The 25,630-nt window shown below is 75.2% G+C and carries 21 protein-coding genes; 11 read left to right on the plus strand and 10 right to left on the minus strand.

The genetic code is table 11. The features are described from left to right. Positions 1–125 precede the first annotated feature (125 nt). Genes AB0N29_RS08930 through AB0N29_RS08940 form a run of 3 tightly spaced genes read right to left on the minus strand, consistent with a single transcriptional unit; the run spans position 126 to position 2,927 of the window. On the minus strand, positions 126–1,505 hold the full coding sequence (locus AB0N29_RS08930; protein ID WP_364865928.1) for a hypothetical protein: 1,380 nt from the start codon (positions 1,503–1,505) through the stop codon (positions 126–128). Beyond that, positions 1,502–2,470, minus strand: coding sequence for a hypothetical protein (locus AB0N29_RS08935; RefSeq protein ID WP_364865930.1), 969 nt, complete (start codon positions 2,468–2,470; stop codon positions 1,502–1,504). The genes AB0N29_RS08930 and AB0N29_RS08935 overlap by 4 nt, the downstream gene beginning before the upstream one ends. Positions 2,471–2,477: 7 nt before the next feature. After that, positions 2,478–2,927: a hypothetical protein gene (locus tag AB0N29_RS08940; protein WP_302269120.1), complete on the minus strand. Its 450-nt coding sequence runs from the start codon at positions 2,925–2,927 to the stop codon at positions 2,478–2,480. A 104-nt stretch (positions 2,928–3,031) separates the two neighbouring features. On the opposite strand from AB0N29_RS08940, the gene AB0N29_RS08945 reads away from it, so the two are divergent. After that, complete coding sequence (locus AB0N29_RS08945) at positions 3,032–4,360, plus strand: serine/threonine protein kinase (protein ID WP_364865933.1); 1,329 nt, start codon at positions 3,032–3,034, stop codon at positions 4,358–4,360. On the opposite strand, the gene AB0N29_RS08950 is transcribed toward AB0N29_RS08945, so the two are convergent. From AB0N29_RS08950 to AB0N29_RS08965, 4 genes are read right to left on the minus strand one after another with little or no spacing between them, the layout of a single operon-like run. Then, positions 4,347–5,768: a hypothetical protein gene (locus AB0N29_RS08950; protein ID WP_364865935.1), complete on the minus strand. Its 1,422-nt coding sequence runs from the start codon at positions 5,766–5,768 to the stop codon at positions 4,347–4,349. The genes AB0N29_RS08945 and AB0N29_RS08950 overlap by 14 nt on opposite strands. Beyond that, entirely contained in the window at positions 5,765–6,199 is a 435-nt protein-coding gene (locus AB0N29_RS08955; protein ID WP_364865937.1) for a hypothetical protein, read from the minus strand. Before AB0N29_RS08955 ends, AB0N29_RS08950 begins: the two co-directional genes overlap by 4 nt. A 42-nt stretch (positions 6,200–6,241) precedes the next feature. Further along, complete coding sequence (locus AB0N29_RS08960) at positions 6,242–7,429, minus strand: aminotransferase class I/II-fold pyridoxal phosphate-dependent enzyme (RefSeq protein WP_364865940.1); 1,188 nt, start codon at positions 7,427–7,429, stop codon at positions 6,242–6,244. Between the two features lie 33 nt (positions 7,430–7,462). Beyond that, a complete protein-coding gene (locus tag AB0N29_RS08965) occupies positions 7,463–8,974 on the minus strand; it encodes an FAD-binding protein (protein ID WP_364865942.1) in 1,512 nt (503 codons plus the stop codon). A gap of 46 nt (positions 8,975–9,020) precedes the next feature. On the opposite strand from AB0N29_RS08965, the gene AB0N29_RS08970 reads away from it, so the two are divergent. Both AB0N29_RS08970 and AB0N29_RS08975 read left to right on the plus strand, forming a co-directional pair. After that, positions 9,021–10,040, plus strand: a complete 1,020-nt coding sequence (locus AB0N29_RS08970) for a TlpA disulfide reductase family protein (RefSeq protein WP_364866845.1) — start codon at positions 9,021–9,023, stop codon at positions 10,038–10,040. 87 nt (positions 10,041–10,127) lie between these two features. Further along, positions 10,128–11,654, plus strand: a complete 1,527-nt coding sequence (locus AB0N29_RS08975) for a potassium/proton antiporter (protein ID WP_302269126.1) — start codon at positions 10,128–10,130, stop codon at positions 11,652–11,654. A gap of 25 nt (positions 11,655–11,679) precedes the next feature. Here AB0N29_RS08975 and AB0N29_RS08980 read toward each other — a convergent pair whose 3' ends face one another. Together AB0N29_RS08980 and AB0N29_RS08985 are read right to left on the minus strand one after the other, a co-directional pair. After that, positions 11,680–12,198, minus strand: a complete 519-nt coding sequence (locus tag AB0N29_RS08980; protein WP_302269127.1) for a LytR C-terminal domain-containing protein — start codon at positions 12,196–12,198, stop codon at positions 11,680–11,682. Further along, the gene (locus AB0N29_RS08985) at positions 12,199–12,501 is read right to left on the minus strand and encodes a type II toxin-antitoxin system VapB family antitoxin (protein ID WP_364865945.1); all 303 of its coding nucleotides are present in this window, start codon (positions 12,499–12,501) and stop codon (positions 12,199–12,201) included. It lies immediately after the preceding gene. 111 nt (positions 12,502–12,612) lie between these two features. Here AB0N29_RS08985 and AB0N29_RS08990 point away from each other — a divergent pair, with 111 nt between their 5' ends. After that, the gene (locus tag AB0N29_RS08990; protein WP_364865947.1) at positions 12,613–14,451 is read left to right on the plus strand and encodes a helicase HerA-like domain-containing protein; all 1,839 of its coding nucleotides are present in this window, start codon (positions 12,613–12,615) and stop codon (positions 14,449–14,451) included. A 58-nt stretch (positions 14,452–14,509) separates the two neighbouring features. Beyond that, positions 14,510–14,962 (plus strand): nuclear transport factor 2 family protein, encoded by a 453-nt coding sequence (locus AB0N29_RS08995; protein ID WP_302269132.1) that lies wholly within the window; start codon positions 14,510–14,512, stop codon positions 14,960–14,962. A 15-nt stretch (positions 14,963–14,977) separates the two neighbouring features. Here the strand turns inward: AB0N29_RS08995 and eccCa are convergent, their stop codons facing one another. Continuing rightward, positions 14,978–18,952 carry a type VII secretion protein EccCa gene (eccCa, locus tag AB0N29_RS09000; protein ID WP_364865949.1) on the minus strand — a complete coding sequence of 1,325 codons (3,975 nt, stop codon included), beginning with the start codon at positions 18,950–18,952 and terminating at the stop codon, positions 14,978–14,980. Positions 18,953–19,186: 234 nt separating this feature from the next. Between eccCa and AB0N29_RS09005 the strand changes: the two genes are divergently transcribed. The 6 genes from AB0N29_RS09005 (at position 19,187) to AB0N29_RS09030 (ending at position 25,626) form a co-directional block, all read left to right on the plus strand. Further along, complete coding sequence (locus AB0N29_RS09005) at positions 19,187–20,566, plus strand: hypothetical protein (RefSeq protein ID WP_364865951.1); 1,380 nt, start codon at positions 19,187–19,189, stop codon at positions 20,564–20,566. Positions 20,567–20,724: 158 nt separating this feature from the next. Beyond that, positions 20,725–21,039 carry a WXG100 family type VII secretion target gene (locus tag AB0N29_RS09010; RefSeq protein ID WP_302269135.1) on the plus strand — a complete coding sequence of 105 codons (315 nt, stop codon included), beginning with the start codon at positions 20,725–20,727 and terminating at the stop codon, positions 21,037–21,039. Between the two features lie 31 nt (positions 21,040–21,070). After that, positions 21,071–21,367, plus strand: coding sequence for a WXG100 family type VII secretion target (locus AB0N29_RS09015; protein ID WP_302269137.1), 297 nt, complete (start codon positions 21,071–21,073; stop codon positions 21,365–21,367). 162 nt (positions 21,368–21,529) lie between these two features. After that, a complete protein-coding gene (gene eccD, locus AB0N29_RS09020; RefSeq protein ID WP_302269138.1) occupies positions 21,530–22,882 on the plus strand; it encodes a type VII secretion integral membrane protein EccD in 1,353 nt (450 codons plus the stop codon). Between the two features lie 6 nt (positions 22,883–22,888). Then, a complete protein-coding gene (gene eccB, locus AB0N29_RS09025) occupies positions 22,889–24,325 on the plus strand; it encodes a type VII secretion protein EccB (protein ID WP_364865955.1) in 1,437 nt (478 codons plus the stop codon). Continuing rightward, a complete protein-coding gene (locus AB0N29_RS09030; protein WP_364865957.1) occupies positions 24,316–25,626 on the plus strand; it encodes a S8 family serine peptidase in 1,311 nt (436 codons plus the stop codon). The genes eccB and AB0N29_RS09030 overlap by 10 nt, the downstream gene beginning before the upstream one ends. Positions 25,627–25,630: the final 4 nt, after the last annotated feature.

Raw genomic sequence — 25,630 nt, forward strand, 5'->3', positions numbered from 1 at the left:
GGGTGGGGTCGGCGGCGCGGGAGCTTCGTCGGCTGGCCGCTGAAGCTCCCGGTCGGACGCTGAAGCTTCATCGGCCCAGCGACAGCTTCAGCGGCCAGCCGCTGAAGTCTGCGGGCGCGGAACCCCTACCCCGCCAGGTAGCCCAACGAGGTGAGCCGGTCGAGCTCGGAGCGGACCGCCGGGTGGTCGGCGCGGTCCGCGGCCCGGCCGCCGGCGACGTACGCGCTCTCCCGCGAGCCGTCGACCGCACCGGCCTCGAAGACCACCGTCAGCCGGTTGGGCGCCTCGAGGTTGAGCAGCGAGCCCAGCAGCGCGACCGGGTCGGCCCGGTCCTCCAGGGCCAGCACGCGGGTCGGCTCGGGGACGCGGGAGACCTGCGCGGCAGGAGCGCCCGCGGTGACGACCTGCTCGATGGTGAACCGGTCGGAGCGGACCGCGGCGGCGACCTCGGCCGCGGTGACGCCGCCCTGCGCGGAGCCGACCAGCATGACCCGTGCATCGGGGTCGCCCTCGACCGCCGCCTCGACCGCGCGGACCACCCGCGCGGCGTACGGCGTCGCGTCGCCGCTGACCAGGCGCAGCCGGCCCCCGCCGCCGGAGGGACCCGGGAGGTAGGCGATGTAGCGGCCGGCGCCGACCTGCTCGACCGCCACCGACGCGGTGACGGCGCCGAGGCTGCTCATCAGCCCCTCGAGGCCGCGCGGCGCGCCCGCCGCGCCGTCCGCGCTCCCGCCGGCGGGCCGGCCACCCGGCACGGCCTCCTCCGGGGCGTCGGTCACCGCACCTGCTGCGACGTCGCGCAGCGCCGAGGCGAAGTCCGGGCGCAGCTCGTCCGCGCCGACCGCCTGGAGGCCGCCGCGGGCCGCCGCCCGGCCGGTCTCCCCGGCGAGCAGCCCGACGGTCAGCAGCGAGCGCATCCGGAGCCCGTCGAGCAGCCCGCCGCGGCCCGAGACGTGCTCGAGCAGCTCGGGGTGGTCCTGCGCGAGCTCGGAGAGGTACGCCGCGACGCCGTCGCGGTCCAGCGCGTCGGTCTCGATCAGGCCCGCGCTCACCACCGGTCCGCCCAGCGCGACCTCGGGTGCGAGGTAGCCGATCGCGCGGCCGGCGATGGCGCCCAGCGTGCGTGAGGCCTCGGCCGCGAGCTCGTCGATCCAGCGGTACGTCGCCACGGTGGCCCGCACCACCATCGCGTCGGCGTCCAGCTCGGCGGACCGCGCGAGCAGGCCGTGCTTCTCGCCGGTCGCGGCGAGCACGTCGCGCTCGACCTCGGCCCACGTCGGGCGGGCGACCTCGGCGGAGTCGGCGACCGCGGGGTCCCCGAGGACCTGCGCGCCGAGCCCGGCGCGCGCCCGGGCCTCCTCGCCGGCGGCGTCGAAGAGGTCGGCGAGGCGGGTCATCCGGTCGTACTTGTCGGCCAGGTCGGCGGCCTCCACCGCGTCCTGCGGGACGGTCGGCTGCTCCGGCTCGGGCCCGGTCGGCTCGGCGAGGGGCACGGACTCCGTCATCGGGTCACCTCCGCGAGCACCGGCGCGAGCAGCGGACCGAGGTCCGCGGGCTCCACGCGGCGCACCTCGACCCGGGCCTCGTCGCCGACCCGGTCGCGGTAGGTCCGCAGCGCGTGCCACCCGTCGCCGAGCAGCACCCAGGAGAGGACGCCCACGACGGTCGTCTGCTCCCCCGAGGTGTCGGCGACCAGCGCGCGGAGCCGGCCCTGCACCTCGCCGCTGAGGCCGGCGAGGACGTCGAGCACCTCCGTGGCGTCGTACGTCGTGCCGTCGCCGCCGCGGACCGTCGCGCCCTCCTGGGCGGCGAGCACCGCGAGCAGGTCGGGCCGGGAGGACCGCACCGCCTCGGCGGCCGCGTCCGCGAGCTCGTAGGGGAGGTCGACGTGCGCGGGGACGCCGGACCCGGTGGCGCGGTGGTCCTCGGGGAGCACGGCCACCCGCGCCAGCTCGGCCGGCCAGTGGTCGGCGGCGAACCACGCCAGCTCGAAGACGACGCCGTCCACCGTGGCGAGGGTCGCGACCGCGCCTCCGGCCATCCGGTGCCAGGCGCGGGCGCGGACCCCGTCGCCACCGGTCCCGACGGCCACGTCGAGGTCGAGGGCCAGGTCGGGGACCGCGAGGAGGCCGATCGCCCCGGCGAGCCCCTCCTCGAGGGCGCCGTCCACGAGCAGGCCGCGGCGGGCCAGCGACGTGGCGGGCGGGTGCAGCGCGTCCATGACGGTCCGCCGGGCCTCCGCCTCGGCGGAGCCGCGGGAGCGTCCGAGCCGGGACTCCAGGCCGCCGGCCGCGCCGTCGGCCGAGGCGTCCGGCTCGACGGCGTCGAAGGGCAGGGGGGCGCCGCCGGCGTGGTCGGCCGCGCAGCGCAGCTCGGGCAGCGTGAGCGCCACCCGGCGGGGCAGCGCGTCCAGCAGCCCCGAGGTGGGCGCCGGGCCCGCGGGGGGCGTGCTGAGGTCGACGAGGGTCACGGGTGCCTCACAGTCCGGGAAGGTGGACGCCGAGCCAGTCCTGGTGGCCGGGCGGGGGAGGGTCGAACGCAGCGAGCTGCAGGTCGGTCGGGTCGGGAGTGCGGGTCGCCCCGGCGGGGTCGCCCGCGGCCAGGGACTGCACCCGGGAGACGCGGGACCGGGCGTCGGCCACGAGACCGGTCGCCTTGCGCTCGACCTGCGCGATGGCGTCCTTGACCCGGTCGACCTCCTGGAGGTGGCGATCGAGGGAGTCCGCGGCCCGGTCGTGCCCGGCGGCGGCCTCCCGCAGGCGCGAGGCGCGGTCGTGGACCCGCTCGCGCATGGACTCCGCGGCACGGCCGGTCCAGCCGGTGCCCTCGGTGCGCGCCACGAGCTGGTCGGCGAGCGTGCGCAGGTCGGTGCCCTGCTCGCGCAGCTGCCGGGCCCGCCGGCGCATGGCGTCGCTGTCGCCGTACATCGATCGATCCTCCTCACCGGACCGCTCGACGTGCGGTCCCGGCTGCCGGTCGCATTCCCGCGGGGCCCTGTCCCGAAACGCCCGCAGGCGGCAGGATCGGGCCCATGCGCCACCGCCGCTCCGCCGTGCTCGCCGCCCTCGGCCTGGTCCTCGCGATGAGCGGGTCCCCCTCGGGGCCGCTCGCTCCCGCCGCCGCGGAGGAGGTCCCGACCTCGGCCCAGCAGACGGCGCGCAAGGCCGACGGGGTGCGGCGGGCGGTCTTCGTCGGCAACAACTGGGACGGCACCGCGAGCATCGTGACGCCCGGGAACCTCCGGCGCCTCGGGCGGATCGACATCATCCCGGACCGGGCCGAGCGGATGCAGGAGATCGCGCTCAACCCCTACCGGCTCGCTTACTTCCTGGCGATCCGCGCGCTCATCGGGGAGGGACACGACCAGTACGTCGACGACATGTACTCCTCCAACGACGGCAGGCTGCTGGTCGTCTCGCGGCCCTCGTTCGGCGACGTCGTCGGCATCGACCTGGCCAGCCAGGAGATCGCCTGGCGCTTCCCGGTCGCCGGCGTCCGCTCGGACCACATGGCGGTCTCGCCCGACGGCAAGCGGGTCGTCGTCAGCGCCTCCACCGGCAACGTCGTCCACGTCCTGCGGATGAGGGACGGCAAGGAGGTCGGCCGGTTCCCCTCCGGCGGCTCGCCCCACGAGAGCACCTACATCGACGGCGGCAGGCGGATCCTGCACGCGAGCATCGGGCTGGTCTACACCCCGCTCGACGACCCGGCGCTCGACCCGCTCAAGGACGACCGGGTGCTGCAGGTCGTCGACGCGCGCACCGACGAGGTGGTCCGCCGCTACGACCTGCGCAAGGCCCTCGACGACCGCGGGATGACCGAGGTCAGCACGGCGGTCCGCCCGATCACGCTGAGCCCGGACGAGGAGAAGCTGTACTTCCAGCTCTCCTTCTTCCACGGCTTCGTCGAGATGGACCGGCGCACCGGCGCGATCACCCGCGTCAAGCGGCTGCCGAACCTCGTCCCGGACACCCCCCGCGAGCTCTACCTCCTCGACTCCGCCCACCACGGGATCGCGATGAACCACCGCGGCACCAAGCTCTGCGTCGCCGGGACGATGTCGGACTACGCGACCGTCGTGGACGCCCGGACGTTCCGGACCGGCAAGCTCCTCGAGGGCGGGCTGAAGCCGTACTGGGTCACGCCGAGCTGGGACGGCGAGCACTGCTACGTCTCGTGGAGCGGCTCGGACAAGATCTCCAAGATCTCCTACGCGACCGGGCGGATCGTCCGCAGCGCGAAGGTCGGCTACCACCCGCAGCGGGTCCGGAACGGGTTCGTGGCCCGGGGCCTCGTCGCCGGCCTGCCCGAGGTGGTGCCGGAGCCGTCGCTGCTGCAGCAGGTCCCTACGGCCCCCTGACCACCGCGAAGGACTGGCCGGTCACCGTGGTGCCCGGGCCGCCGACGTAGCCCTGCCCCGCGAGGTGCTGGAGCACGTCGGCCACCGACGGGTGCGCGGTCCCCTCGGCCACCGCCGTGTCGAGCGCGGCGGCCACCGCGGTGTGGTGCCGGATCCCGTGGGCGTCGGCGGGGCCGGCGGGCCCGGGGTCCTGGTCGCCGAACCGCACCGTCGTCTGCTGGACGGTGTCGGGGTTGTCCTCGCCGTCGAGCAGCGGCACCACGTCGCCGCGGTGCTCCAGCGAGAGCACCTGCGACCCGGCCGGGAAGCCGTCGAGGTGCGCGGTCGGCGCGCCTGCCGTCACCACGGCGGTCACCGCGAACGGGCTGCCCTGCGCCAGCACCGCAGCGGCCACCATCCCGCCCTGCGAGTGCCCGACGAGCAGCACCGGCTCGTCCCTCCCGACGCCCGCCTGCGCCATGGCGTCGAGCACGCCCTGCTGGTAGGGGTTGTCGGCCCCGGCGAGGAGCAGGAGGTTCGTCTGCAGGTCGCGCACGTCCCCGTCCCGGGTCCACGGCAGCGTCGTCAGGTCGTCGGTACCCGGGAGGTACACGACGTGGCGCACCGAGCCGTCGGCGCCGGTCGCCGTCTGGACCTCGATGGTGCCGTCGGCCCCGGCCGTGTGCACCTCGTCGAGGTGGGCGAGCAGGTCGGCCAGCCCGCCCGGCTGGCGGCCGGCGTGCGGCGGTCCCAGGGGCACCGCCACGCCCGTCCCGGGATCGCCGTACGCCGTGGCCAGCGCCGCGGCGGCCGCCTCGGGGCCCGGCGTGAGGGCCGGCACCCCGAGCGGCGCACCCGCTGGCACGCCCCACGGGCCGCGCAGCCCGTCGAGCAGGCCGCCGCCGCCGTTGACCAGGTGCTGCAGCGCGCCGGGGTGCCGGGCGGCCAGCCGCCCCACCAGGGCCGGCAGGTACGGCGCCAGCGGGGCCAGGGCCGGCAGCAGCCCGGGCACCAGGGCCGGCAGCGCGGTGCCGACCGCCCGCCCGGCCAGGTGGTCGAGCACCTCGAACGCCGCGTGCACCCCCGCGTCGGCCTCCTCCAGCGCCGCCACCGCCAGCCGCACGGCCACCGCGTCCGCCTCCCACGCGGCGGCCGAGGCCAGGGCGCCCTGCGGACCGGTCGCCGCGGCCAGGACGGCCACCTCGGCCTCGGCGAAGGTCCGCGGCGCGAGCAGGGCCGACGCGGCCAGGTCGCCGTCGAGCAGCGTGCGCGTGCCGAGCAAGGCCCACCCGCGCATCCGGTCGCCAGCGCGGTCGTAGGCCTCCGCGAGGGCCCGCACCGCGACGTACGCCGCGGCGAGGCCGTGCGAGCCCCCGGTCACGCCGGTCACCTGGGCCGCTGCTGCCGCCGCCGGCACGGCGCCGCTCACCACGGCACCCGCGGCAGGTCGACGTCGAGCCAGTCCCGGTGCCCGGGCGGCGGTGGCGAGAACTGGTCGAGCAGCCGCTCGACCGGGTCCCCCAGCCCTCCGAGCCGGTCCAGCGCCGCCGCGACGAGCGCCCGGAACCGTGCCTCGGCCGCGGCGACCAGCTCGAGGCGGTGCTCGACCTCCGCGGCGTGCCGGTCGAGGGCGTCGGCGGCGTCGTCGTGCAGCGCGGCGGTGCGCCGCAGCCCGGACCCGCCCGCGGCCGCACGGTGCCGCAGCGCGTCGGCCGCGAGACCGTCCCAGGGGACCGCCCTGGCCAGCCCGACCAGCCGGTCCGCCTCGGACCGGACCTCCGCCGCCTGCTCGCGCAACCCAGCGGCGAGCGCCCGGATCGCCCCCGGGTCGCCGTACCTGCTGCTGCCTGCTCCGTCCATGGGGCAGGCCTGCCCGGGCGCGCCGGGGGGATAACCCGTGTGTCAGAGGGCTGTGGACAACCGCTCGAGAGCCTGCTCGATCTCCGACTGCTGGCCCGCGAAGGACATCCGCACGAACCGCCCGCCCTCGACGGTGTCGAAGTCGACGCCCGGCGCCACCGCGACGCCGACCCGCTGCAGCAGGTCGTGGGCGAGGGCCATCGAGTCGTCGGTGAGGTGGCCGACGTCGGCGTAGACGTAGAAGGCCCCGTCGGCCGGCGCGAGCCGGGTGATCCCCAGCCCGGCCAGGCCGTCCAGCAGCAGCCGGCGGTTCGCGGCGTACCGGGCGACGTGCCCGTCGAGCTCGGCGTACGACGCGTCGTCGAACGCCGCCAGGCAGGCGCGCTGCGCGACCACCGGCGGGCAGATCGTGAAGTTGCCGGTCAGCACGTCGACCGCGCGCCGCAGCCGGTCCGGGACGAGCATCCAGCCGATCCGCCAGCCGGTCATCGAGAAGTACTTGGAGAACGACGAGAAGACGACCGCCTCCCGCGACGTCTCCCACGCGCTGCGGGCCAGGGCCGGGGCGCCGTCGAGCGGTGCGTACTCGATGCCGTGGTAGATCTCGTCGGAGATCAGCTGCACCCCGTTGGCCTCGCACCAGGCGGCCAGGGCCGCGAGCTCCTCGGGCAGCAGCATGGTGCCGGTCGGGTTGGCCGGGCTCGCCACGACCAGGCCCGCGAGGCCGACCTCGGCGTGCACCGCGGCGACCTGCTCGACGCTCGGTTGGAACCGCGTCGCCGGGCCGGTCGCGATCTCGACCACCTCGCAGCCGAGCGCCGCCAGCACGTTGCGGTAGCAGGGGTAGCCCGGACGGGCCATCGCCACCTTGTCGCCCACGTCGAACGCCGCCAGGAACGCCAGCAGGAAACCGCCGCTGCTGCCGGTGGTCACCACGACGTCCTGCGGGGCGACCTCGATGCCGTGCGCACGGCGGTGGTGGCCGGCGATCGCCTCCCGCAGGTCGAGGATGCCCGCGGCCGGGGTGTAGCCGAGCGGGTCCCCGGACTGCAGCAGCCGCACGGCCTCGGCCGCGACCGGCGCCGGGGCCCCCGTGCTCGGCTGGCCGGCCAGCAGGTTGACCATGTCGCCGTGCGTGCGCTGCCGCTCGGCGGACGCGGCCAGCAGGTCCATCACGTGGAACGGCGGGACGTTGGCGCGGCTGGCGACGGCGAGACGCTCGTGGTTCACGCCGCCGACCCTACGGCGGCCGTCGGCGCGGCCTCAGCCGGCCGAGGCGAGCCGGGCGCGGGCCGCCGCGACGCCGGCACGCCGCCCGAAGAACGACCCCTCGCCGAGCTGGGTGCCCGAGCAGTAGCCCTTGCCGTCCTGGGCGAGGTTCGAGGCGCACGCGCCCGCGGCGTACAGCCCCGGCACGACGGAGCCGTCGGCCCGCTGCGCCTCGCCGTCGACGGTGGTGCGGACGCCGCCGAGGGTGAACCCGGCGTACACCGCCTTGCCGAGGGTCAGGTCGAAGACCGCCCAGGGGCCGACCCGCTGGGAGGCGAGCCAGTCGGGGTGCTTGTGGAAGTCGGGGTCCTCGCCGCGCTCGGCGTGGTCGTTGTAGCGGTCGAGCGTCGCCTGCACCGAGCCGCTCGGCAGCCCGAGGGCCTCCTCGAGCTCCGCGACGGTCTCGTAGCCGTCGACCAGCGGGACGAGCGGGTACTTCGCGTACTCCACGTGCTCGCTGTCGACGACGAGGTAGGCCGCGGAACCGGCCTGCTCCATCACGAGCTGCGACGTGCGCGAGTGGTAGGAGTCCTCGGCCACGAACCGCTGCCCCGCGCGGTTGACGATGATGCCGGTGAGGAGCACCGACGGCGGGTAGAACGGCGCGGTGATGAACGGCTCGTCCATGTGCTTGAGCTCGGCGCCGACCGAGCTGCCCAGGCGGATGCCGAGCCCGTCGTCGTAGGTGGAGCCGAGCACGAAGGGCTTCTCCGCGAGCCGGGGGGTGTGGGCGGCGACCATGTCGGGGTTCATCACGAACCCGCCGGCGGCCAGCACGACGCCACCCGCCCGGACGTGCCCGGTCGTCTCGAAGGAGCGCCACGCGACGCCCTCGACGACCTGGCGGCCCTCGGCTTCCTCGCCGACGACGAGGTTGGTCACCCCGGTCTCGTAGCGGACCTCCACCCCGGCCTCCTCGAGCCGGTCGCGGAGCAGGTCCATCACCATCTTGGTGCCCTCGGTGTCGCCGGCGACCGGCACCTTGTGCCCGCGGGGCGCGGGACGGGCCAGGTCGCGGTAGGGCCAGACCTTTTCGCTGCCGGTGTACATCAGTCCCTGGGTGCCGGGCTGGATGACCGCCTTCTCGGGGTAGTAGGAGCGCTCGAACTCGAAGCCGAGCCCCTCGAGCCAGTCGAAGTGCTCGACCGAGCCCTCGCAGTAGGCGCGGATCTTGTCGTGCTCGGGCTCCTTGGAGACCGCGACGAGGTAGTCGTACATCGCCTCGACCGAGTCCTCGTGCCCGGTGGCCCGCTGCACCGCCGTGCCGCCGCCGAGGTAGAAGTGGCCGCCCGAGAGGCTCGAGGTGCCCCCGTGCACCGCCGCGCGCTCCAGCAGCAGCACCCGGGCGCCCGCCCGCGCCGCCTCGAGCGCCGCGCAGCCGCCGGCGATCCCGAAGCCCACCACCACGACGTCGTAGGACTCGGCGTCGGCGGGCAGCGAGGAGGCCGGGACCGTCGCCGGGACCTCGGTGCCCTTGCTCGGGGTGTCGGGAGTCGTCGCAGTCATGCGAGGAATCTAGAACATGTTCCAGTTTCGTGCGATCCTCGCGGGCATGGTGGTCCTCATCGACGTCGACGGCACCTCGCACGACCTGCCGCTCATCGAGGGGTACGTCGACGCCGACGCCCTCGCGGCCGCGACCGGGTGGGTGCTCAAGCCGGTCGGCCTGTGCCGGGGCGACGTGTGCGTGCCGCTGCTGGGCCGCTCCGTCGCCCACCCCGACGACCCGCGGCGGGTGTCCCTGGCCGCGTGGGCGGCCGCGCTGGACCTGCTGCTCGTGCTGGACGCCGAGGAGCAGGTCGCCGCGGTCGCGCCCTCGGCGGCGGCGCACGCCCGCGACCTCGGCGACGGCCGGGCGCCCAGCCTGGTCCTGCCCGACGTGGACGGCGAGCCGGTGTCCTTCGACGACCTCTCCGGCCACAAGCGGGTGCTGGTCACCTGGGCGTCCTGGTGCGGGTGCCGCCACGAGCTGGCCGGCTGGCAGCGGGTGCAGGACGAGCTCGCCGACGCCGGGCTGCGGATCTTCTCCGTCGCCCTCGACGCCGACCCCGAGGACTCCCGGCCGTGGATCGTCGCCGGCGCGCCGACGTACCCCGTCGCCGTCGACACCGCCCACGTCACCGCGGAGCGGTACGGCATCACGAACGTCCCCTCGGTGGTGTGGGTCGACGAGGACGACCGGATCGTCAAGCCGCCGACCATCGCGCCGGGCGACGACCAGTTCGTCGACTTCACCAGGATCGACAGCGAGCAGCACCACGAGGCCCTGCGGCGCTGGGTGCACGACGGCGTGCTGCCGGCGAGCGCGTCCGCCCCGGCCCCCGAGCGCACCGACGACGAGCAGCGGGCGCTGGCCCAGCGGCGGGTGGCGGCGCATCTCCAGCGGACCGGGCGGACCGGCGCCGCCCGGGCGCACCTCGCCACCGCGCAGGCGCTGGCGCCGTGGGACTGGACCGTGCGCCGGGGCGGGATCATGATGACCGGCGGCGACCCCTTCCTGGGCGAGGAGTTCACGTCCTTCTGGGAGGAGTGGGACGCCGCGGGCCGTCCCGGCTACACCCCCACGACCTGACCGGTCGCACCTCGGCTCCTGCGTCGGGGAGCGGCCTCGCCGGCCGATAGACTGAGGGCTCCGCCGTCCCCGATCGCCCGAGGTGAGATGACCTTCGACGCCCATCAGCTGGACGTGTTCCTGCTGGTCGGCTCGGCCGTCGCGTTCCTCGCCGTCCTCGCCGTGCGTGCCTCGAGCAGGGCCGGGCTGCCGAGCCTGCTGATCTACCTGCTCATGGGCGTCCTGCTGGGGGAGTCGGGCCTCGGGATCCACTTCGAGGACGCCGAGCTCGCCCACGCGCTCGGCTTCGGCGCGCTCGTCGTGATCCTCGCCGAGGGCGGCCTGACGACGAGCTGGCGGGAGATCAGGCCGGCGATGCGGCTCGGCGTCGCGCTCTCCACCCTCGGCGTCGCGATCTCCGTGGCGGTGGTGGCCTGCGGCGCGCACTACCTGCTCGGCATGGACTGGCAGCTCGCCGTCCTCCTCGGTGCGTGCACCTCGGCGACCGACGCGGCCGCGGTCTTCTCGGTGCTGCGCGCGGTGCCCCTGCCGCGACGGCTGACCGGCGCGCTCGAGGCGGAGTCCGGCCTCAACGACGCCCCGGTCGTCGTCCTGGTCGTCCTGGTCTCCTCCGGCGCCGCGGCCGAGGACGGCGTGCTCGCGATGGCCGGGCTGATCGTGTTCGAGCTCCTCGCCGGCATCGCCATCGGCCTGGCGATCGGCTTCGGCGGCGGCTGGGTGATGCGCCGGGCGGCCCTGCCGTCCTCGGGGCTCTACCCGATCGCGGTCATGTGCCTGACGGTCCTCGCGTACGGCGTGGGCGCGGCGGTCCACGCCTCCGGCTTCGCCGCGGTGTACGTCGCCGCGCTGGTGCTCGGCAACGCCGAGCTGCCCCACCGCGCGGCCACCCGGTCCTTCTCCGAGGGCATCGCCTGGATCGCGCAGATCGGCCTGTTCGTGATGCTCGGGCTGCTCCTGTCGCCGGGCCGGCTCACCTGGGAGACCGTCGGCCTCGGGTTCGCCTCCGGGCTCGTGCTGACCTTCGTGGCCCGCCCGCTCTCGGTGCTGGCCTGCTGCCTGGTGCAGCGGATGCCCAAGCGGGAAGCGGCGTTCATCTCCTGGGCCGGCCTGCGCGGCGCGGTGCCGATCGTCTTCACGACCATCCCGCTGGCCGAGGGCATCGACGGAGCCGAGCAGCTCTTCGACATCGTCTTCGTGCTGGTGGTCATCTACACCCTGCTCACCGGCCCCACGCTGCCGCTCGTGGCCCGGCTGCTGCGGGTCGCCCGGCGCTCCCAGCCGCGCGACCTCGACGTCGAGGCGGCGCCGCTGGAGCGGATCGCCGCGGACCTGCTGCAGGTGACGATCAGCCCGCGCTCGCTGATGCACGGCGTCGAGGTCGGCGAGCTGCGCCTGCCCAAGGGGGCGGTGGTCTCGATGGTGATCCGGGACGGGGAGACCATCGTCCCCGAGCGGCGCACGGTCCTGCGCCGGGGCGACGACCTGCTCGTCGTCACGCCGCGCAAGGTGCGCGAGCAGACCGAGCAGCGGCTGCGCCAGGTCTCCCTGGGCGGCCGGCTCGGACAGTGGCTCGGCGAGCACGACCACGCGTCCGGCGCCGCGGACCTGCCCTGACCCCGCCGGCCCCGACCAGACGCCGCTAGTCGGGCGGGCTGCAGACGACGGAGTCGCGGCCGACCCGTATCGAGGTGCGGTCGGGACCGGCGAGCTCCTGGAACCGGTCGCCGACCACCACGGTGACGCCTGGGTAGTCCGACTCGCGCCGGACGACCCGGGTGTCCGGCCCGAGGCGGCGGGCCAGGAGCCGGACGGCCGGGTTCGCCGGCCCGTCGGTCCAGACCTGGGCGTAGTCGACCCGGGTGCCGCGCGCCGCGTTGCCGGTGTCGCCGGCCACGAAGCCGTCGTCGGTCAGCAGCTGCATGGACCGCCCGGCGAGCCCCTCGCGGCCGCTCGCGTTGAGCACGCTCACGACGACCTGGTCGGCGAAGAGCTTGCTCCCCGCCTCGACCTCGACGTCGGTGCAGACCGGGGTGTCCACGGCGCCGGGGAACGGCTTGGTCACCGCCGACCAGCCCCAGGCGGCGCCGGCGAGCAGCAGCAGCGCCAGCACGCCGATCGTGAGCAGGGTGCGCACCCGTTGGTCGAGTCCGTGGAGCACCTAGGCCGTCCCCTCGATGCTGTGCACCCGGGCGTGGAGCACGTTGCGCTGCTGCAGCGCGGCGCGCAGGGCGCGGTGCAGGCCGTCCTCGAGGTAGTACTCCCCCCGCCAGAGGACCACGTGGGCGAACAGGTCGCCGTAGAACGTCGAGTCCTCGTCCAGCAGCGCCGCGAGCTGCAGGGTGTCCTTGGTCGTGACCAGCTGGTCCAGGCGCACCTGCCGCGGGGGCAGCGCGGCCCACGCCCGGGCGCTGAGCCCGTGCTCGGGGTAGGGCCGACCGTCGCCCACCCGCTTGAAGATCACGTGCCGACCATAGCGATCGCGGCCCCGGTGCGCCCCTGCCCGCGGGAGTGGCGGCACCTCCCGCCGTGGCGCAGGGGGCGCGCCGCGTTCCGGGCTGGCTACGCTCGCGCCATGGCCGGCACCGAGCAGGACCTCGTCCCGACCGTCCGAGCGGGCTACGACTTCGAGGGGCCGGCGCTCGAGCTCGGCCGGCTGCTGGTCGACGCGGAGACGCTGACCGACGTGCCGGTGCGCATCCCGCTGGCCATGCTGAACCGGCACGGCCTGGTCGCAGGCGCGACCGGCACCGGCAAGACCAAGACGCTGCAGCTGATGGCCGAGCAGCTGAGCGCGGCGGGCGTCCCGGTCTTCGCCGCGGACGTCAAGGGCGACCTGTCGGGCCTGGCGACCGCCGGTGAGCGGTCGGACCGGGTCGTGGAGCGGGCGGCCTCGGTCGGCCAGGACTGGACCGGTCGGGCGTTCCCCGTCGAGCTGCTCGCGATCGGGGGCCTCGGCACCGGCGTGCCGCTGCGGGTGACGATCAGCGCGTTCGGGCCGGTGCTGCTCTCGAAGGTCCTCGGCCTCAACGACACCCAGGAGTCGAGCCTCGGCCTGGTCTTCCACTACGCCGACGAGGCGGGCCTGCCGCTGCTGGACCTCGCCGACCTGCGTGCCGTGGTCGCGCACCTGCTCAGCGAGGAGGGCCGCGCGGAGCTCAAGACGCTCGGTGGGCTCTCCACCGCGACCGCCGGGGTGATCCTGCGCGAGCTGGTCGCGCTGGAGGACCTCGGTGCCGAGGCGTTCTTCGGCGAGCCCGAGCTCGACACCGCGGACCTCCTGCGCACCACCGACGACGGCCGGGGAGTGGTGTCCCTGGTGGAGCTGGCCCAGCTGCAGGACCGGCCGGCGGTGTTCTCGACGTTCCTGCTCTGGCTGCTGGCCGACCTCTTCCACGACCTCCCCGAGGTGGGCGACGTGGACCGGCCGCGGCTGGTGTTCTTCTTCGACGAGGCGCACCTGCTCTTCCGGGACGCCTCGAAGGCGTTCCTCGAGCAGGTGGCGCAGACGGTGCGGCTGATCCGGTCCAAGGGCGTCGGCGTCTTCTTCGTGACCCAGAGCCCGACCGACGTGCCGGACGAGGTGCTGGCCCAGCTGGGCTCGCGCGTCCAGCACCAGCTGCGCGCGCACACGCCGAACGACGCCAGGGCGCTCAAGGCCACCGTGTCGACGTACCCGCACTCGGCCTACGACGACCTCGGCCGGGTCGTCACGGGCCTGGGCATCGGAGAGGCGGTCGTGACCGTGATGGACGAGCGGGGCGCGCCGACGCCGGTCGCGTGGACCCGGCTACGCGCGCCGGAGTCGCTGATGGCGCCGACCGACCCCGCCGCGCAGGCGGCGCTGGTCGCGGCGAGCCCGCTGCAGGAGCGGTACGGCGCCGCCGTCGACCGCGACTCGGCCCGGGAGCGGCTGGCCGCCCGCCCTCGAGGAGGGCGCGCGCAAGGCCGCGCAGGACCAGCAGGACCAGCGGGACCGGGTGCCGGAGGAGCCGGCGCCGAGGCCGACCCGCCGGCGCACCGGCCGGCGCAGCACCCGGGGCGAGCCGGACCTGGTGCGCGACGTCGTGGAGTCGAAGGTCTTCCGCGACGTCGTGCGCACCGCGGCCCGGGAGATCGCCCGCGGGATGTTCCGCACCGGCCGGCGCTAGCGCCGGGTCAGGCCGACCAGCGCAGGGAGTCGTCGACGAAGTCGGCGAGCGCGTGCACGCCGCGCAGGTCGTCGCGCTCCTCCATCAGCCGGGCGAGGGCCTGGGAGTGGCGCAGGCGCAGGGCGACGCGCTGGGCTCGGATCTGCTCGAGCCTCTGGTCGATGGTGGTGGCAGGGTCGAGCGTGGTGGGCTCCATGACGGCCTCCTCTACGGGCGGAACGGGGTGGCACCAGCGTGGAGGAGCCACGTCGCGGGCGGGTTGACGCACGGTTACGGGCAGGTTTAACGACAGCGGACCGCGGTGTGATCTACGTTGCACCGGTGACCAGCGACGTGGACGAGATCTGCCGGCTGAAGTACCGCTACCTGCGCACGCTCGACACCAAGCAGTGGGACGACTTCGAGCAGTGCTTCGTCCCGGAGGCGACCGGGGACTACAACGGCCTGGCCTTCGCCGACCGCGGCGCCCTGGTCGGCTACATGCGGGAGAACGTCGTGGAGGGGATGATCACCCTCCACCAGGCCCACCACCCCGAGATCACCGTGACCGGCGACAGCGCCACCGGCCACTGGTACCTCCAGGACAAGGTGATCGTGGAGGCGTTCCGCTTCGTCCTCGAGGGGGCGGCGATCTACACCGACCGCTACGTCCGCACGCCCGCGGGCTGGCGGGTGGCGCACACCGGCTACCGGCGCACCTACGAGATGACGTGGAGCATGGACGACGTGCCGAGCCTCAAGGTCAGCGGCCCGGGCTCCCACACCCACGCCTGAGCCGCCGGGCCCGGCTCACATCGTCATCTCGGTCCAGGCCGCCTGCACCACGTCGACGCCGCGGTCGCGGGTGAGCAGCCGGCCGCGGCCGGCGGGCGCCGGGGTGGGCCGCAGGTTGCCGAGGATCGGCCCCTCGTCCGGGCTGCCCGAGAGCAGCAGGCCGGGCATCGCCAGGTCGCGCATCGACTGGATGACGGGCTCGTAGAGGGCGCGCGACGCGCCGCCGGACCGCCGGGCGACGACCACGTGCAGGCCGACGTCGCGGGCCTGCGCCATCAGCGGCTGCAGCGCGGTGACCGGCGAGGACTGCTGGGTCGCGACGAGGTCGTAGTCGTCGACCAGCACGAAGACCTCCGCGCCGGTCCACCACGTGCGGTTGCGCAGCTGCTCGGGGGTGACGTCGGGGCCGGGGATCCGGTTCTCCAGGTACGTCGCGAGGTCCCGCAGCGCCGGCTGCGCCTGGGTCGCGGAGGTGAGGTAGTTGAGGAGGTACTCCTCGGGGACCTCGCCCAGCAGCGAGCGGCGGTAGTCCACGATCGCGATCTGCGCCTGCTTGGGGCTGCGGGTGCGCATGATCTCCTGCGCGTAGGCCCGCAGCACCGAGCTCTTGCCGGACTGTCCGTCGCCGAAGACCAGCAGGTGCGGCTCGGTGTCGGGGTCGAGCGCGACCGGCGCCAGCTCCTTCTCGTTGATGCCGAGCAGGACCCGCTTGTCGGTGACGTCCGCGGGCTCGACCGTGGTGTCCACGCGGGCCAGGCGGCGGACCTCGGCCAGGTCGATCCGCTCCGGCAGGAGCCGCAGCTTCGGGCCGTCGGGGCCGGGCCAGGCGGCGGCGACGCGCTTGACGAGGTCGTCGACGCCGTCGCCGAGGCTCTCGGTGTCGGGCGTGCCGTCGATGCGGGGGAGCGCGCCGAGGAAGTGCAGCTTGCCGGGCACGAGGCCGCGGCCCGGGCGCCCCGCGGGCACCAGCTGGGCGATCTTGCGGTCGATCTCGGAGTCCATGGCGTCGCCGAGGCGCAGCTCGAGCCGGGTGCCGAACATGTCGCGCATCGCGGCGCGGAAGTCCGCCCACCGCGTGGCGCCCGCGACGACGTGGAAGCCGAACGTCAGGCCGCGGGTGGCCAGCTGCTGGATCTCCAGCTCGAGGTCGTCGAAGTCCGCGCGGATGCTGCTCCAGCCGTCCACGACGAGGAACACGTCGCCGTAGCCGTCGTCGACGCGGCCGGCCGCCCGGCGGGACCGGTAGGTCTCGATGGAGTCGATGCCGTTGGCGCGGAAGTACGCCTCGCGCCGGTCGACGACCCCGCGGACCTCGGCGAGGATCCGTCGCACCACGTCCGGCTCCGAGCGGCTGCCGACGCCGGCCACGTGGGGCAGCGCGGTCATCGGCGCGAACGTGCCACCACCGAAGTCGAGGACGAAGAACTGCGTCTCCAGCGGCGTCGTCGTGAGCGCCATGCTCGTCACCACGGTGCGCAGCAGCGTGCTCTTGCCCGAACGGGGGCCACCGACGACCGCGACGTGGCCGCCGGCGCCGCTGAGGTTGACGGTGAGGGTGTCGCGGCGCTGCTCGCGCGGGCGGTCGACGGTGCCCAGCGGGACCACGAGCCCGCCGAGGTCGCGCCACGCCGGTGCGACGAGGCCGAGCTCGGGGTCCTCGACCAGGCCGGACATCAGCTCGTCGAGGGTGTCGGGGACGTCGAGCGGCGGCAGCCAGACCTGGTGGGCGGCCGGGCCCTGCCCGACCATGTGCGACACCGCGATGTCGAGCAGCGACTCCTGGCTCTCGTGCTCCACGACCGCCGGCTGCTGCTCGGGCTCGTCGGACTCGGGCGCGTCGAGGGTGAGCACCTCCGCCACCGTGAACGGCAGGATGCCCTGGACGTGGCCGCCCTCGTCGCGGCGGACCCGCTGGCGCCCGGTCGGCGGGCCCGAGACGTACGCCGCCTTGAACCGCAGCAGCGTCGTCGGGTCGGGCTTGAGGTAGCCCAGGCCGGGGACCGGCGGCAGCTCGTAGGCGTCGGGCACGCCAAGGACGCCGCGGGACTCCTGCGCGCTGAACGTGCGCAGGCCGACCCGGTAGGACAGGTGGGACTCCAGCCCGCGCAGCCGGCCCTCCTCGAGGCGCTGCGAGGCGAGCAGCAGGTGCAGGCCGAGCGAGCGGCCGAGGCGGCCGATCGCGACGAAGAGGTCGATGAACTCCGGCTTGGCCGACAGCATCTCGGAGAACTCGTCGACGACGATGAACAGCGACGGCAGCGGCGCGAGGTCCTCGCCGGCGCTGCGGGCCTTCTCGTAGTCGCGGACCGACGCGTAGTTGCCGGCGTCGCGCAGCAGCTCCTGGCGCCGCACCATCTCACCGGACAGCGCGTCCTGCATGCGGTCGACGAGCGTGAGCTCGTTCTCGAGGTTGGTGATGACCGCCGAGACGTGCGGCATCGCGCTCATCCCGGCGAAGGTCGCGCCACCCTTGAAGTCGACGAGCACCATGTTCAGCTGCTCGGGGCTGTGCGTCATCGCCAGGCCGAGCACGAGGGTGCGCAGGAACTCCGACTTGCCCGAGCCGGTCGCGCCGATCACCAGGCCGTGGGGGCCCATGCCCTGCTGGGCGGACTCCTTGATGTCGAGGTGGACCATCGCGCCGCCCTCGCCCAGCCCGATCGGCACGCGCAGCCGGTCGCGCGCCGGCCGGGTGCGCCAGGCGGCGCTCGGCTCGAAGCGGCGCACGTCGCCGAGGCCGAGCAGGTCCATGAAGTCGGTGGGACCGGTGATCTCGCCGCTGGTCGGCTCGACCACGCCGGAGGCGACCGTGTGCAGCGGGGTGAGCCGCCGGGCGCAGGCCTCGGCGCTGGCCAGGTCGCACTGGTCGGCGCGGGCCGGGATGGGCTCCTCGCGCAGGCGCAGCGCCAGCACCGGCTGCCGGCCCTCGCGGTCGGTGTGGCCCTCGACCTGGATCCGCAGCCGGGTGGCGTCCTCCAGCTCGTCCCACCGGGCCGGGAGGTCGAGGATCGTCATGCCGTGCAGGCCGTCCGGCGGGACGACGTGGTTGCCCGGCGGCAGCTCGCCGCCGTCGACCACGAGCAGGATGTGCGGCGTCGCCGGCCGCTCGTCGGCGCCGAACCGCGGCCGGTCGCTGAGGTCGGGCGGCAGCAGTGCGGCCAGGTCGGCCAGGTTGGTGGTCACCATCCGCATCGGGCCCACCGCGTCGGACTGCTGGGCGCTCTGGGCGTGCGGCAGCCACTTGACCCAGTCCCAGTGGGCGAGGTTCTGCTCCGAGGCGAGCACAGCGACCAGCAGGTGCTCGGGGGAGTGGAACGTCGCGGCGGTGCAGATCATCGCCCGGGCCAGGGCGCGGGAGGGCTCCTCGGGGCCGCAGACCTCGACCCGGTCGAAGGCCCGCAGGTCCACCGAGGCCGGCAGGTCGGGCTGGAGCCGGTGGACGACCAGCAGCCGGTGCAGCGCCGAGGCGGCGGCCGGGTCGACCTGGTCGATCGGCGCGCTCTCCGGCGGCACCAGGTCGACCGCGAGCGGCTGGGCGCAGGTGCCGTACCGCACCTGCAGGAAGCGGGGGTCGCTCGCGCCGCGCTCCCACACCCGCGAGCGCTCCTCGGCGATGACCGGCAGCGCGGAGGGGTCGGGGTGGTGCCAGGTCAGCGCGCGGCGCTGCTGGTCGGCGGACTCGCGGGCGAGCTTGCGGACGGTGGCGAGGTAGCGGAGGTACTCGGTCCGCGAGCCGGTGACCTGCTGGGCGCGCTGCTTCCGCTGCCGGTCGATCTGGACGACGATGAAGCCGATGGTCGCGAAGAGGAACATGCCGGCGGCGATGAAGCTGCGGCTGGAGTTGCCGCCCGACTGACCCGCCATCGTGGCCACCAGGACGATTGAGCCGAGGCTGCCGAGCATCGGGATCGCGTTCATGAGCACGCCAGCGGCACCCTCGTGCGGCTCGATCTCCGGCGGCGGCTGGAGCACGAGCTGGCCGGAGGGCATCTCCGGCTCCTCGGCGCGTGCCCCACGAAGCGTCGTACTCACCCAGGCTCCTCGATGGCCGTTGCGCGTCGAGCCGCGGTCGTGCGGCCCCCGCGGCATCGTGCCCGGGAGGGAGTCGCTCAATCCTGCTCGTGGTCGCCTGATGATAGGCAGCGGGCACGACGCCGGCCACCGACCCGGATACTCTCCTCGCCACCGGGCTCTGAAGCCGCACGCGTCGACCACGGAGGACCGATGGCCGGGGGAACCACCGACGTCCTGGCGCTCAGCGTCCACGGCTCCGCAGGCGTGGTCGACCTGGTCGTCCCCGCCGAGGCCGTGGCGCGCGACGTGGCCGCGGCGTACGCCGAGCAGGCCGGCCTGGCAGCCGTCCCGCGCCTGGCCCGCGCGACCGGCGCGACACTGTCCGACGACGTGGCGCTGGCCGACGCCGGCGTCGACGCCGGGACGGTCCTCGTGGCCCTGCTGCCCGGTGAGGGCGCGCCGACGGCCCCGGCGGCGGGCGGCCGCGGCCGAGCCCGTGTCCAGACCACCGCCGCCCACGGCCCCGGCGAGCCGGGCCCGCTCCCGGTGCTGTGGTTCGGCGTGTCCTCGGCGCTCGCCGGGCTGGCCGGCTGGCTCGCCGCCCAGGCCGGGCCCGGCGACCTGCGCGACGCCGCCGTGGTCCTGCTCGCCGTGGCGGCGGTCGTCGCCGTGCTCCCGGTGGGACGCCACGCCGGGCGGCGTGCCGTCACCGCACCGGCGTTCGCCGGCGCCGCCGCCTTCGCCGTCCTCTGGGACCCCGCTCCCGAGCGGCTGCCGACCGTCGTCGGCACCGCCGCCCTCGTGGCGGCCGTCGCGGCCGCCGTGGCCCGGTCGCTCGACCGACGCTCCGAGGAGGCGCTGCGGACCTGGATGGTCGTCGGCGGCGGGGTCTTCGTGGTGTCGGTGCTCGCCGCGCTGGCCGGGTTCTCCGAGCAGGTGGTCTGGGCGACGCTGCTCGTGGCCGCGGTGCTGGCGGCCCGGCTCGTCCCCGGCTGGGCGGTCGACGTGCCCGACCAGCTGCTCATCGACCTCGAGCGGCTCGCCGTGACCGCCTGGTCGGCCCGCGACCGGCCGACCGGGCGGCGGGGCCGCACCCTCGTCCGGCCGCGTGCCGTCGCCGAGGTGGCCGCCCGCGGCGCCCGGATCATCACCGCGGCCTCGGTGGCGGTCCTGGCCGTCGCCGCCACCTCCGCGCCACTGCTGCTGGCGACCGCCACGGTCCCGCTCGACCGGATCGGCGCCCGGGTGCTCGTCGGCGCGGCCGGCGCGACGCTGCTGCTCGCGGCGCGCAGCTACCGGCACGTCGCCGCGCGCCGCCTGCTGCGGACCGCCGGCCTCGCGTGCGAGGCAGCACTGCTGGTGCACCTGCTCGACGAGCTCGGGGGCGGGTGGGGGACCACGGTCGCCACGGCCGCGATCGCGGTCGCCGTGCTGCTGGTCGTCGTCGCGGTGGCGACCGGTCGCGGCTGGCGCTCGGCGTGGTGGTCGCGCCGGGCCGAGGTGCTCGAGGGCGTCTGCGGCGCGTTCGCCGTGGGTTCGGTGGTCGTCGCGGTGGGTCTCTTCCGTGCCCTGTGGGAAAGGACTTTCTGAGGTTTAGGGGGTGGGGCGCCGGGTAGATCGTTGCCTGTCCGCCCCGCAGGACCGGGTGGGCCTCAGATCTGCAGAGCACCACCTCGGGACGTCCCGGGGCCATCAGGGAAGAACCCATCCGGCGGCGACTGCCGCTGATCTACGTGAGGAGATGCGACATGTCGCAGGGGATGTACGGACAGGGCGAGAACACTCTCTCCCAGGCCGCGGGGATGGTGTCGGACGCACACGCCGACTTCAACAACCTCGCCAACACGCTCACCGGCCAGATCCAGGGCCTCCAGGGCAAGTGGGTCGGCCAGGGCGGTCAGGCCTTCTTCACCCTGCACCAGACCTGGTCGGAGAAGCAGAAGGTGATCGTCAACGCGCTCACCGACTTCGAGAACTCGCTGCAGTCCACGGAGAAGGACAACAAGTCCACCGACGAGGGGAACAGCGGCAACCTCTCCAACCTCACCTCCCGCCTGAGCTGACCCCCCGACCAAGGACTGAGGAGACATCGACATGAACCTCGACGGCATCCGCGTCAACCACGCCGGCCTCGACACCGCGGCCTCCGACCTCATGCAGGCCGTGAAGAACATCGACGACCGGCTCAACCGCCTCGAGAGCGAGCTCGCCCCGCTCCGCAGCGACTGGGACGGCCAGGCTCAGCAGGCCTACACCGTCGCCAAGCAGAAGTGGGACGGCGCCATCACCGAGATGCGCGACATCCTGTCCCAGACCAGCCAGGCCGTCAGCCAGTCGAACCAGGAGTACGCCGCCGCCGACAAGCGCGGCGCCGCGGCCTTCGACATCTGAGTCGGCGACCGAGCCGACCGACCATCCGGCACGTCCGGGTGGAGACGACCTCGAAGGGGTCGATGCCTCCGGGCGTCGGCCCCTTCGAGGTCTCCCTGCGCGCCGCCGCGCCGGCGCTAGGCTTCGCGCGGCCAACCGGCACGACCCCCTCGAGGAGACACGATGAGCCAGGCGTCCACCAGCACGTCCGGACTGGTCCGGGTGACGGTGGCCTCGGGCACGCGGCGGGTGGACCTCGTCCTCCCCGGCGCGGTGCCGGTCGCCGAGCTGCTCCCCGAGCTGGCCCGCAGCGTGGGCCTGCTGGACCCGGCCACGGTCTACGGCGGCTACCGGATCGTCACGGCCGAGGGCCGTCGGCTGGCCGGTGACTCCGGCCTGACCATCCAGGGCGTGGAGGACGGCGGGCTGCTCACCGTCTCCGCGGGCGTCGACGACGAGCCGCCACGGGTCTACGACGACGTCGTCGAGGCGATGACCGACGTGGTCGAGCGGGACCTCAAGCCCTGGGAGCCGGCCTCCGGGCGACGTACCGCCCTCGCCGCGGCCGGGTTGCTGATGGCCCTGGGCGCGGTCGCCCTGCTCATCCAGCGCGGGTCGCTCCTCGCCGGCGTCGCCGCCGGCGTCGTGGCCCTCGCCCTGGTCGCCGGCGCGATCGTGCTCTCCCGCGCGCAGCGCGAGCCGGAGGCCGCCGTCGCGGTCGCCTGGATGGGCGCGGCGTACGCCGCCGTGGCCGGCCTGATGCTCGTGACCGACGACTACCTCTTCGGCCTGCCGATGGCCGCCGCCGGCGGTGGCGCGCTGCTCGCCGGCCTGGTGTCCCTGCTGGGGCTCGGCGAGGGGCGCACGCTCGTCACGCCGCCCGTGGTCGTGGGCGCGGTCCTGCTGGCGACCGGACTGGTGATGGACGCGGTCGACGTCGACCACCGGGTCGTGCTGACCACGACGCTGGTGCTGGTGGTGCTGGCCGGCTCGGTCTTCCCGTGGCTCGCGCTCGGCGCGACCGGCACGAAGACCGAGCAGCTCTACACGGTCGCCGACATCACCGCCGACCCCGACGACGTCGACCCGCACCGGGTCCGGTCCGATGCCCGCGTGGCCCACGAGATCCTCATCGGCATCTCCTCGACCGTCGGGCTGCTGCTGGTCATCGCGGCCCCGCTCGCGGTGTCCCTCGGCCTCTCCGGCACGCTCCTCGCCGTCGTGGCCTGCCTCGTGGTCATGCTGCGCACGCGGCAGTACCGCACCGGCTCCGAGGTCCTCGTCGGACTCGTCTCCGGCATCGCCGGCCTCGTCGCGGTGGCCGTCGCGCTGCTGTGGCTGCACCCGGACTGGCGCCCCACCGCCGCGGTCGCGCTCGCCGCGACCGGCGCGGTCCTCCTCGCCGCCACGCTGCTCCCCGGCGAACCGTCCCTGCGGCGCGGCCGCCTCGGCGACCTCGCCGAGTCGCTGTGCCTGCTCTCGCTCCTCCCGCTCACGGTCGTGGCGACCGGCGTCTTCGCGGCCGTGCGGGGCTAGCCGCCGATGGCCACCAAGAAGGACCTCGTCGAGGCCCACTCCTTCAGCCGCCGGCGCCTGGTGACGGCGTTCGTCTCCGGTGCACCCGGTGGCCGCGAGGTCGAGCCCACCCGGCCGGGCCGCACGGTCATCGGCGGCGTGGCGCTCGCCATCCTGCTGGTCGCCGGCGCCGCGATCGCCTCGATCCTCAACCCGCGGGCGCCCAGCGACTGGACCGACGGCGGGCTGGTGGTCTCCAAGAAGGGCGGCGCGTCGTACGTCATCCTCGAGGGCGGGGACGACCCCGAGCTGCGACCGGTGATCAACCCGACCTCGGCCCAGCTCATCCTCGGCTCCGACACCGAGCCGAGCTTCGTGGACCAGTCGGAGATCGACAAGTACGTCCCCGGGGAGCCGATCGGCATCCTCGACGCGCCGGCGACCGTGCCGGACGAGGACATGCTGCTGGACGCCGACTGGACGGCCTGCACCGCCGAGGGCCGGGGCATCAAGGTCGACGTCTCCGCCGAGCAGCTCGTCACGCCGACGACCACCGCCGGCCTCCTCGTCGAGGCCGGCGGGCGGTTCTACCTGGTCGCGGAGTCCGAGCGCGCCGAGCTGGGCGACCAGACCCGCGCCTACCTCTACGCCGTGCCGGACCAGGGCGCCAGCGACCTGCTGCTGCAGCAGCTCGGGCTCGGGATCCGCGAGGAGGCCGTGCGGGTGCCCGAGCAGTGGCTCACGTTGTTCCCTGCCGGCGGCCCGCTCAGCTTCTCCAGCTTCGGGCTCACCGGCTTCGGCGAGCGCTCGCCCAACGCCGGCCAGGACGGCATCCCGACCGGGGCTCGGATCGGCGACCGCTACGAGTCCGGGGGCATCGAGCTGCTGCTCACGGCCGAGGGGCCGGTCAGCCTCGACCCCTTCGCAGCGGCGGTCTACGCCAGCGTCGAGAAGCCCGCGGGCTACGAGCCCCGCACCCTCGAGCCCGAGGGCGACCCCCAGCTGACCCAGGCGGTGCCCGCCTACCAGCGCGCCAACTGGCCCGCCGGGACCCTCGACGCCGTGCCCGGCGAGCAGTGCGCCGTGCTGCTGCCCGAGCCCGACGGCGCTCCGGTCGTGCACATCGGGACCGACCCCACCGCCGACGCCTCCGTCGAGGAGGCCGCGACCCCGCGCGGCAAGGTCGACCAGACGCTCGACGCCGGCCGCGGCGCCTACGTGCTCAGCGCCGGGTGGGACGAGCGGCGCGTCGGGTCGCCGCACTTCATCGACTCCAAGGGCATCTCCTACGCGCTGGTGGGCCGCGAGGTCGCGGACCGCCTCGGGTACGGCGACACCGACCCGCCGATCGTCCCCGACACCTGGGTCGAGCTGTTCGACCCGGGCGTGGCGCTCTCGGTGGACGCCGCCCTGTGTCCCCCCGAGCTGCCCGACAAGCGCCGAGGGTCGACGACGTGCGAGTGAGCCGGGCCGCGGTCGCCGGCGCGCTGGTGGCCGGGCTCGTCCTGGTCCCCGGCAGCCCGGCGCACGCCGAGACGGTCGACTGCCTGAGCACCGACCCCGAGGCACCGGTGCCCTCCTCGAGCACGGACCGCAGCCTGCCCCTCGACGCCCTCGGCATGTCCGAGGTCGAGGACTGGCTGGACACGCGCGCCGCCGGCCGGCGGGCCCGGCCCGGCGCCGGCGTGCGGGTGGCGGTGCTGGACTCCGGCGTGGCGCCGCGCGCCGTGCAGGCCGGGATCCCCGTCGTCCGGCAGGTCTCGTTCACGCGCGGCGGCGCGGTCGTCGACGACGCGCACGGCACCGCCGTGGCCGGCCTCATCGCCGGGCCGCCACGGCAGGGGACCGGCGGCGAGGACCTGCCGGTCGGCATCGCCCCGGGCGCGGAGATCGTCGACGTCAAGGTCTACGACGCCGCGCAGCCCGACGAGGGGCAGGACGGGGTGGAGCCGGCCAACCTCGTCGCCGGGCTCAACTGGGTCGCCGACAACGCCAGGGCGCTGCGGATCGGCGTCGTCAACGTGTCCCTCGCGGTGGGGGAGTACCCCCCGCTGACCCGGGCGCTGCGCCGGCTGGCCGCCGCCGACGTGGTCGTGGTCGCCGCCAGCGGCAACCGCCCCGAGGAGGGCGACCCGCTGTACGCCGAGTTCGGGCTGGAGGAGGGCCAGGACGCCCCGCCGCCCGGGCAGGACGCCGCCGGGCAGGTGTGGCCGGCGGCGTACCCCCGGGTGCTGGCGGTCAGCTCCACCGCCGACGGCAGCGGCGCCCCCGACGCGACCGACGTGGTCCTGCAGAACAGCGACATCGACGTCGCCGTGCCGACGTTCGGCGCCATCTCCTACGGCCTCGACGGAGGGACCTGCGGCCTGCCGTCGATCTACACCTCGTGGGCGGCCGCCGAGGTGAGCGGCATCGTCGCGGTGCTGCGCTCCGCCTTCGACGAGCGTGCGCCGCAGATCGTCGCGCGGCTGGTGGCGACCGCCAGCGGCACCCCCGACACCGCCGCGACCCGCAACGTGCAGACCGGCGCCGGCGTGGTGCAGCCCTACGAGGCGCTCGTGCGGCCGCTGCGCCCGTCGAAGGACGGGGAGCTGCGCCGCAGCACCAGCGACGACCGCGACGTGGAGCGGGCGACGGCGCCGCCCGAGGAGGTCGACCTGCTCGCCGGTGCCAGCGACCGCGCGCTGTGGTGGGGCCTGGTGGCCGGCGGGGCGCTGCTGCTCGCGCTCGTCCTGCGCCCGGTCCTGGCGCGCCGCCGCTCCTGAGGTC

Origin of the sequence: Nocardioides sp. NPDC092400, assembly GCF_040684155.1 — a bacterium.
GTDB lineage: Bacteria > Actinomycetota > Actinomycetes > Propionibacteriales > Nocardioidaceae > Nocardioides.

Bases quoted from the DNA above. Each gene is read 5' to 3' on its own strand.
- AB0N29_RS08930 (WP_364865928.1), bottom strand. From the start codon at position 1,505: ATGACGGAGTCCGTGCCCCTCGCCGAGCCGACCGGGCCCGAGCCGGAG.
- AB0N29_RS08940 (WP_302269120.1), bottom strand. From the start codon at position 2,927: ATGTACGGCGACAGCGACGCCATGCGCCGGCGGGCCCGGCAGCTGCGC.
- AB0N29_RS08945 (WP_364865933.1), top strand. From the start codon at position 3,032: ATGCGCCACCGCCGCTCCGCCGTGCTCGCCGCCCTCGGCCTGGTCCTC.
- AB0N29_RS08955 (WP_364865937.1), bottom strand. From the start codon at position 6,199: ATGGACGGAGCAGGCAGCAGCAGGTACGGCGACCCGGGGGCGATCCGG.
- AB0N29_RS08965 (WP_364865942.1), bottom strand. From the start codon at position 8,974: ATGACTGCGACGACTCCCGACACCCCGAGCAAGGGCACCGAGGTCCCG.
- AB0N29_RS08970 (WP_364866845.1), top strand. From the start codon at position 9,021: ATGGTGGTCCTCATCGACGTCGACGGCACCTCGCACGACCTGCCGCTC.
- AB0N29_RS08975 (WP_302269126.1), top strand. From the start codon at position 10,128: ATGACCTTCGACGCCCATCAGCTGGACGTGTTCCTGCTGGTCGGCTCG.
- AB0N29_RS08990 (WP_364865947.1), top strand. From the start codon at position 12,613: ATGGCCGGCACCGAGCAGGACCTCGTCCCGACCGTCCGAGCGGGCTAC.
- eccCa (WP_364865949.1), bottom strand. From the start codon at position 18,952: ATGCCCTCCGGCCAGCTCGTGCTCCAGCCGCCGCCGGAGATCGAGCCG.
- AB0N29_RS09005 (WP_364865951.1), top strand. From the start codon at position 19,187: ATGGCCGGGGGAACCACCGACGTCCTGGCGCTCAGCGTCCACGGCTCC.
- AB0N29_RS09010 (WP_302269135.1), top strand. From the start codon at position 20,725: ATGTCGCAGGGGATGTACGGACAGGGCGAGAACACTCTCTCCCAGGCC.
- AB0N29_RS09015 (WP_302269137.1), top strand. From the start codon at position 21,071: ATGAACCTCGACGGCATCCGCGTCAACCACGCCGGCCTCGACACCGCG.
- eccD (WP_302269138.1), top strand. From the start codon at position 21,530: ATGAGCCAGGCGTCCACCAGCACGTCCGGACTGGTCCGGGTGACGGTG.
- eccB (WP_364865955.1), top strand. From the start codon at position 22,889: ATGGCCACCAAGAAGGACCTCGTCGAGGCCCACTCCTTCAGCCGCCGG.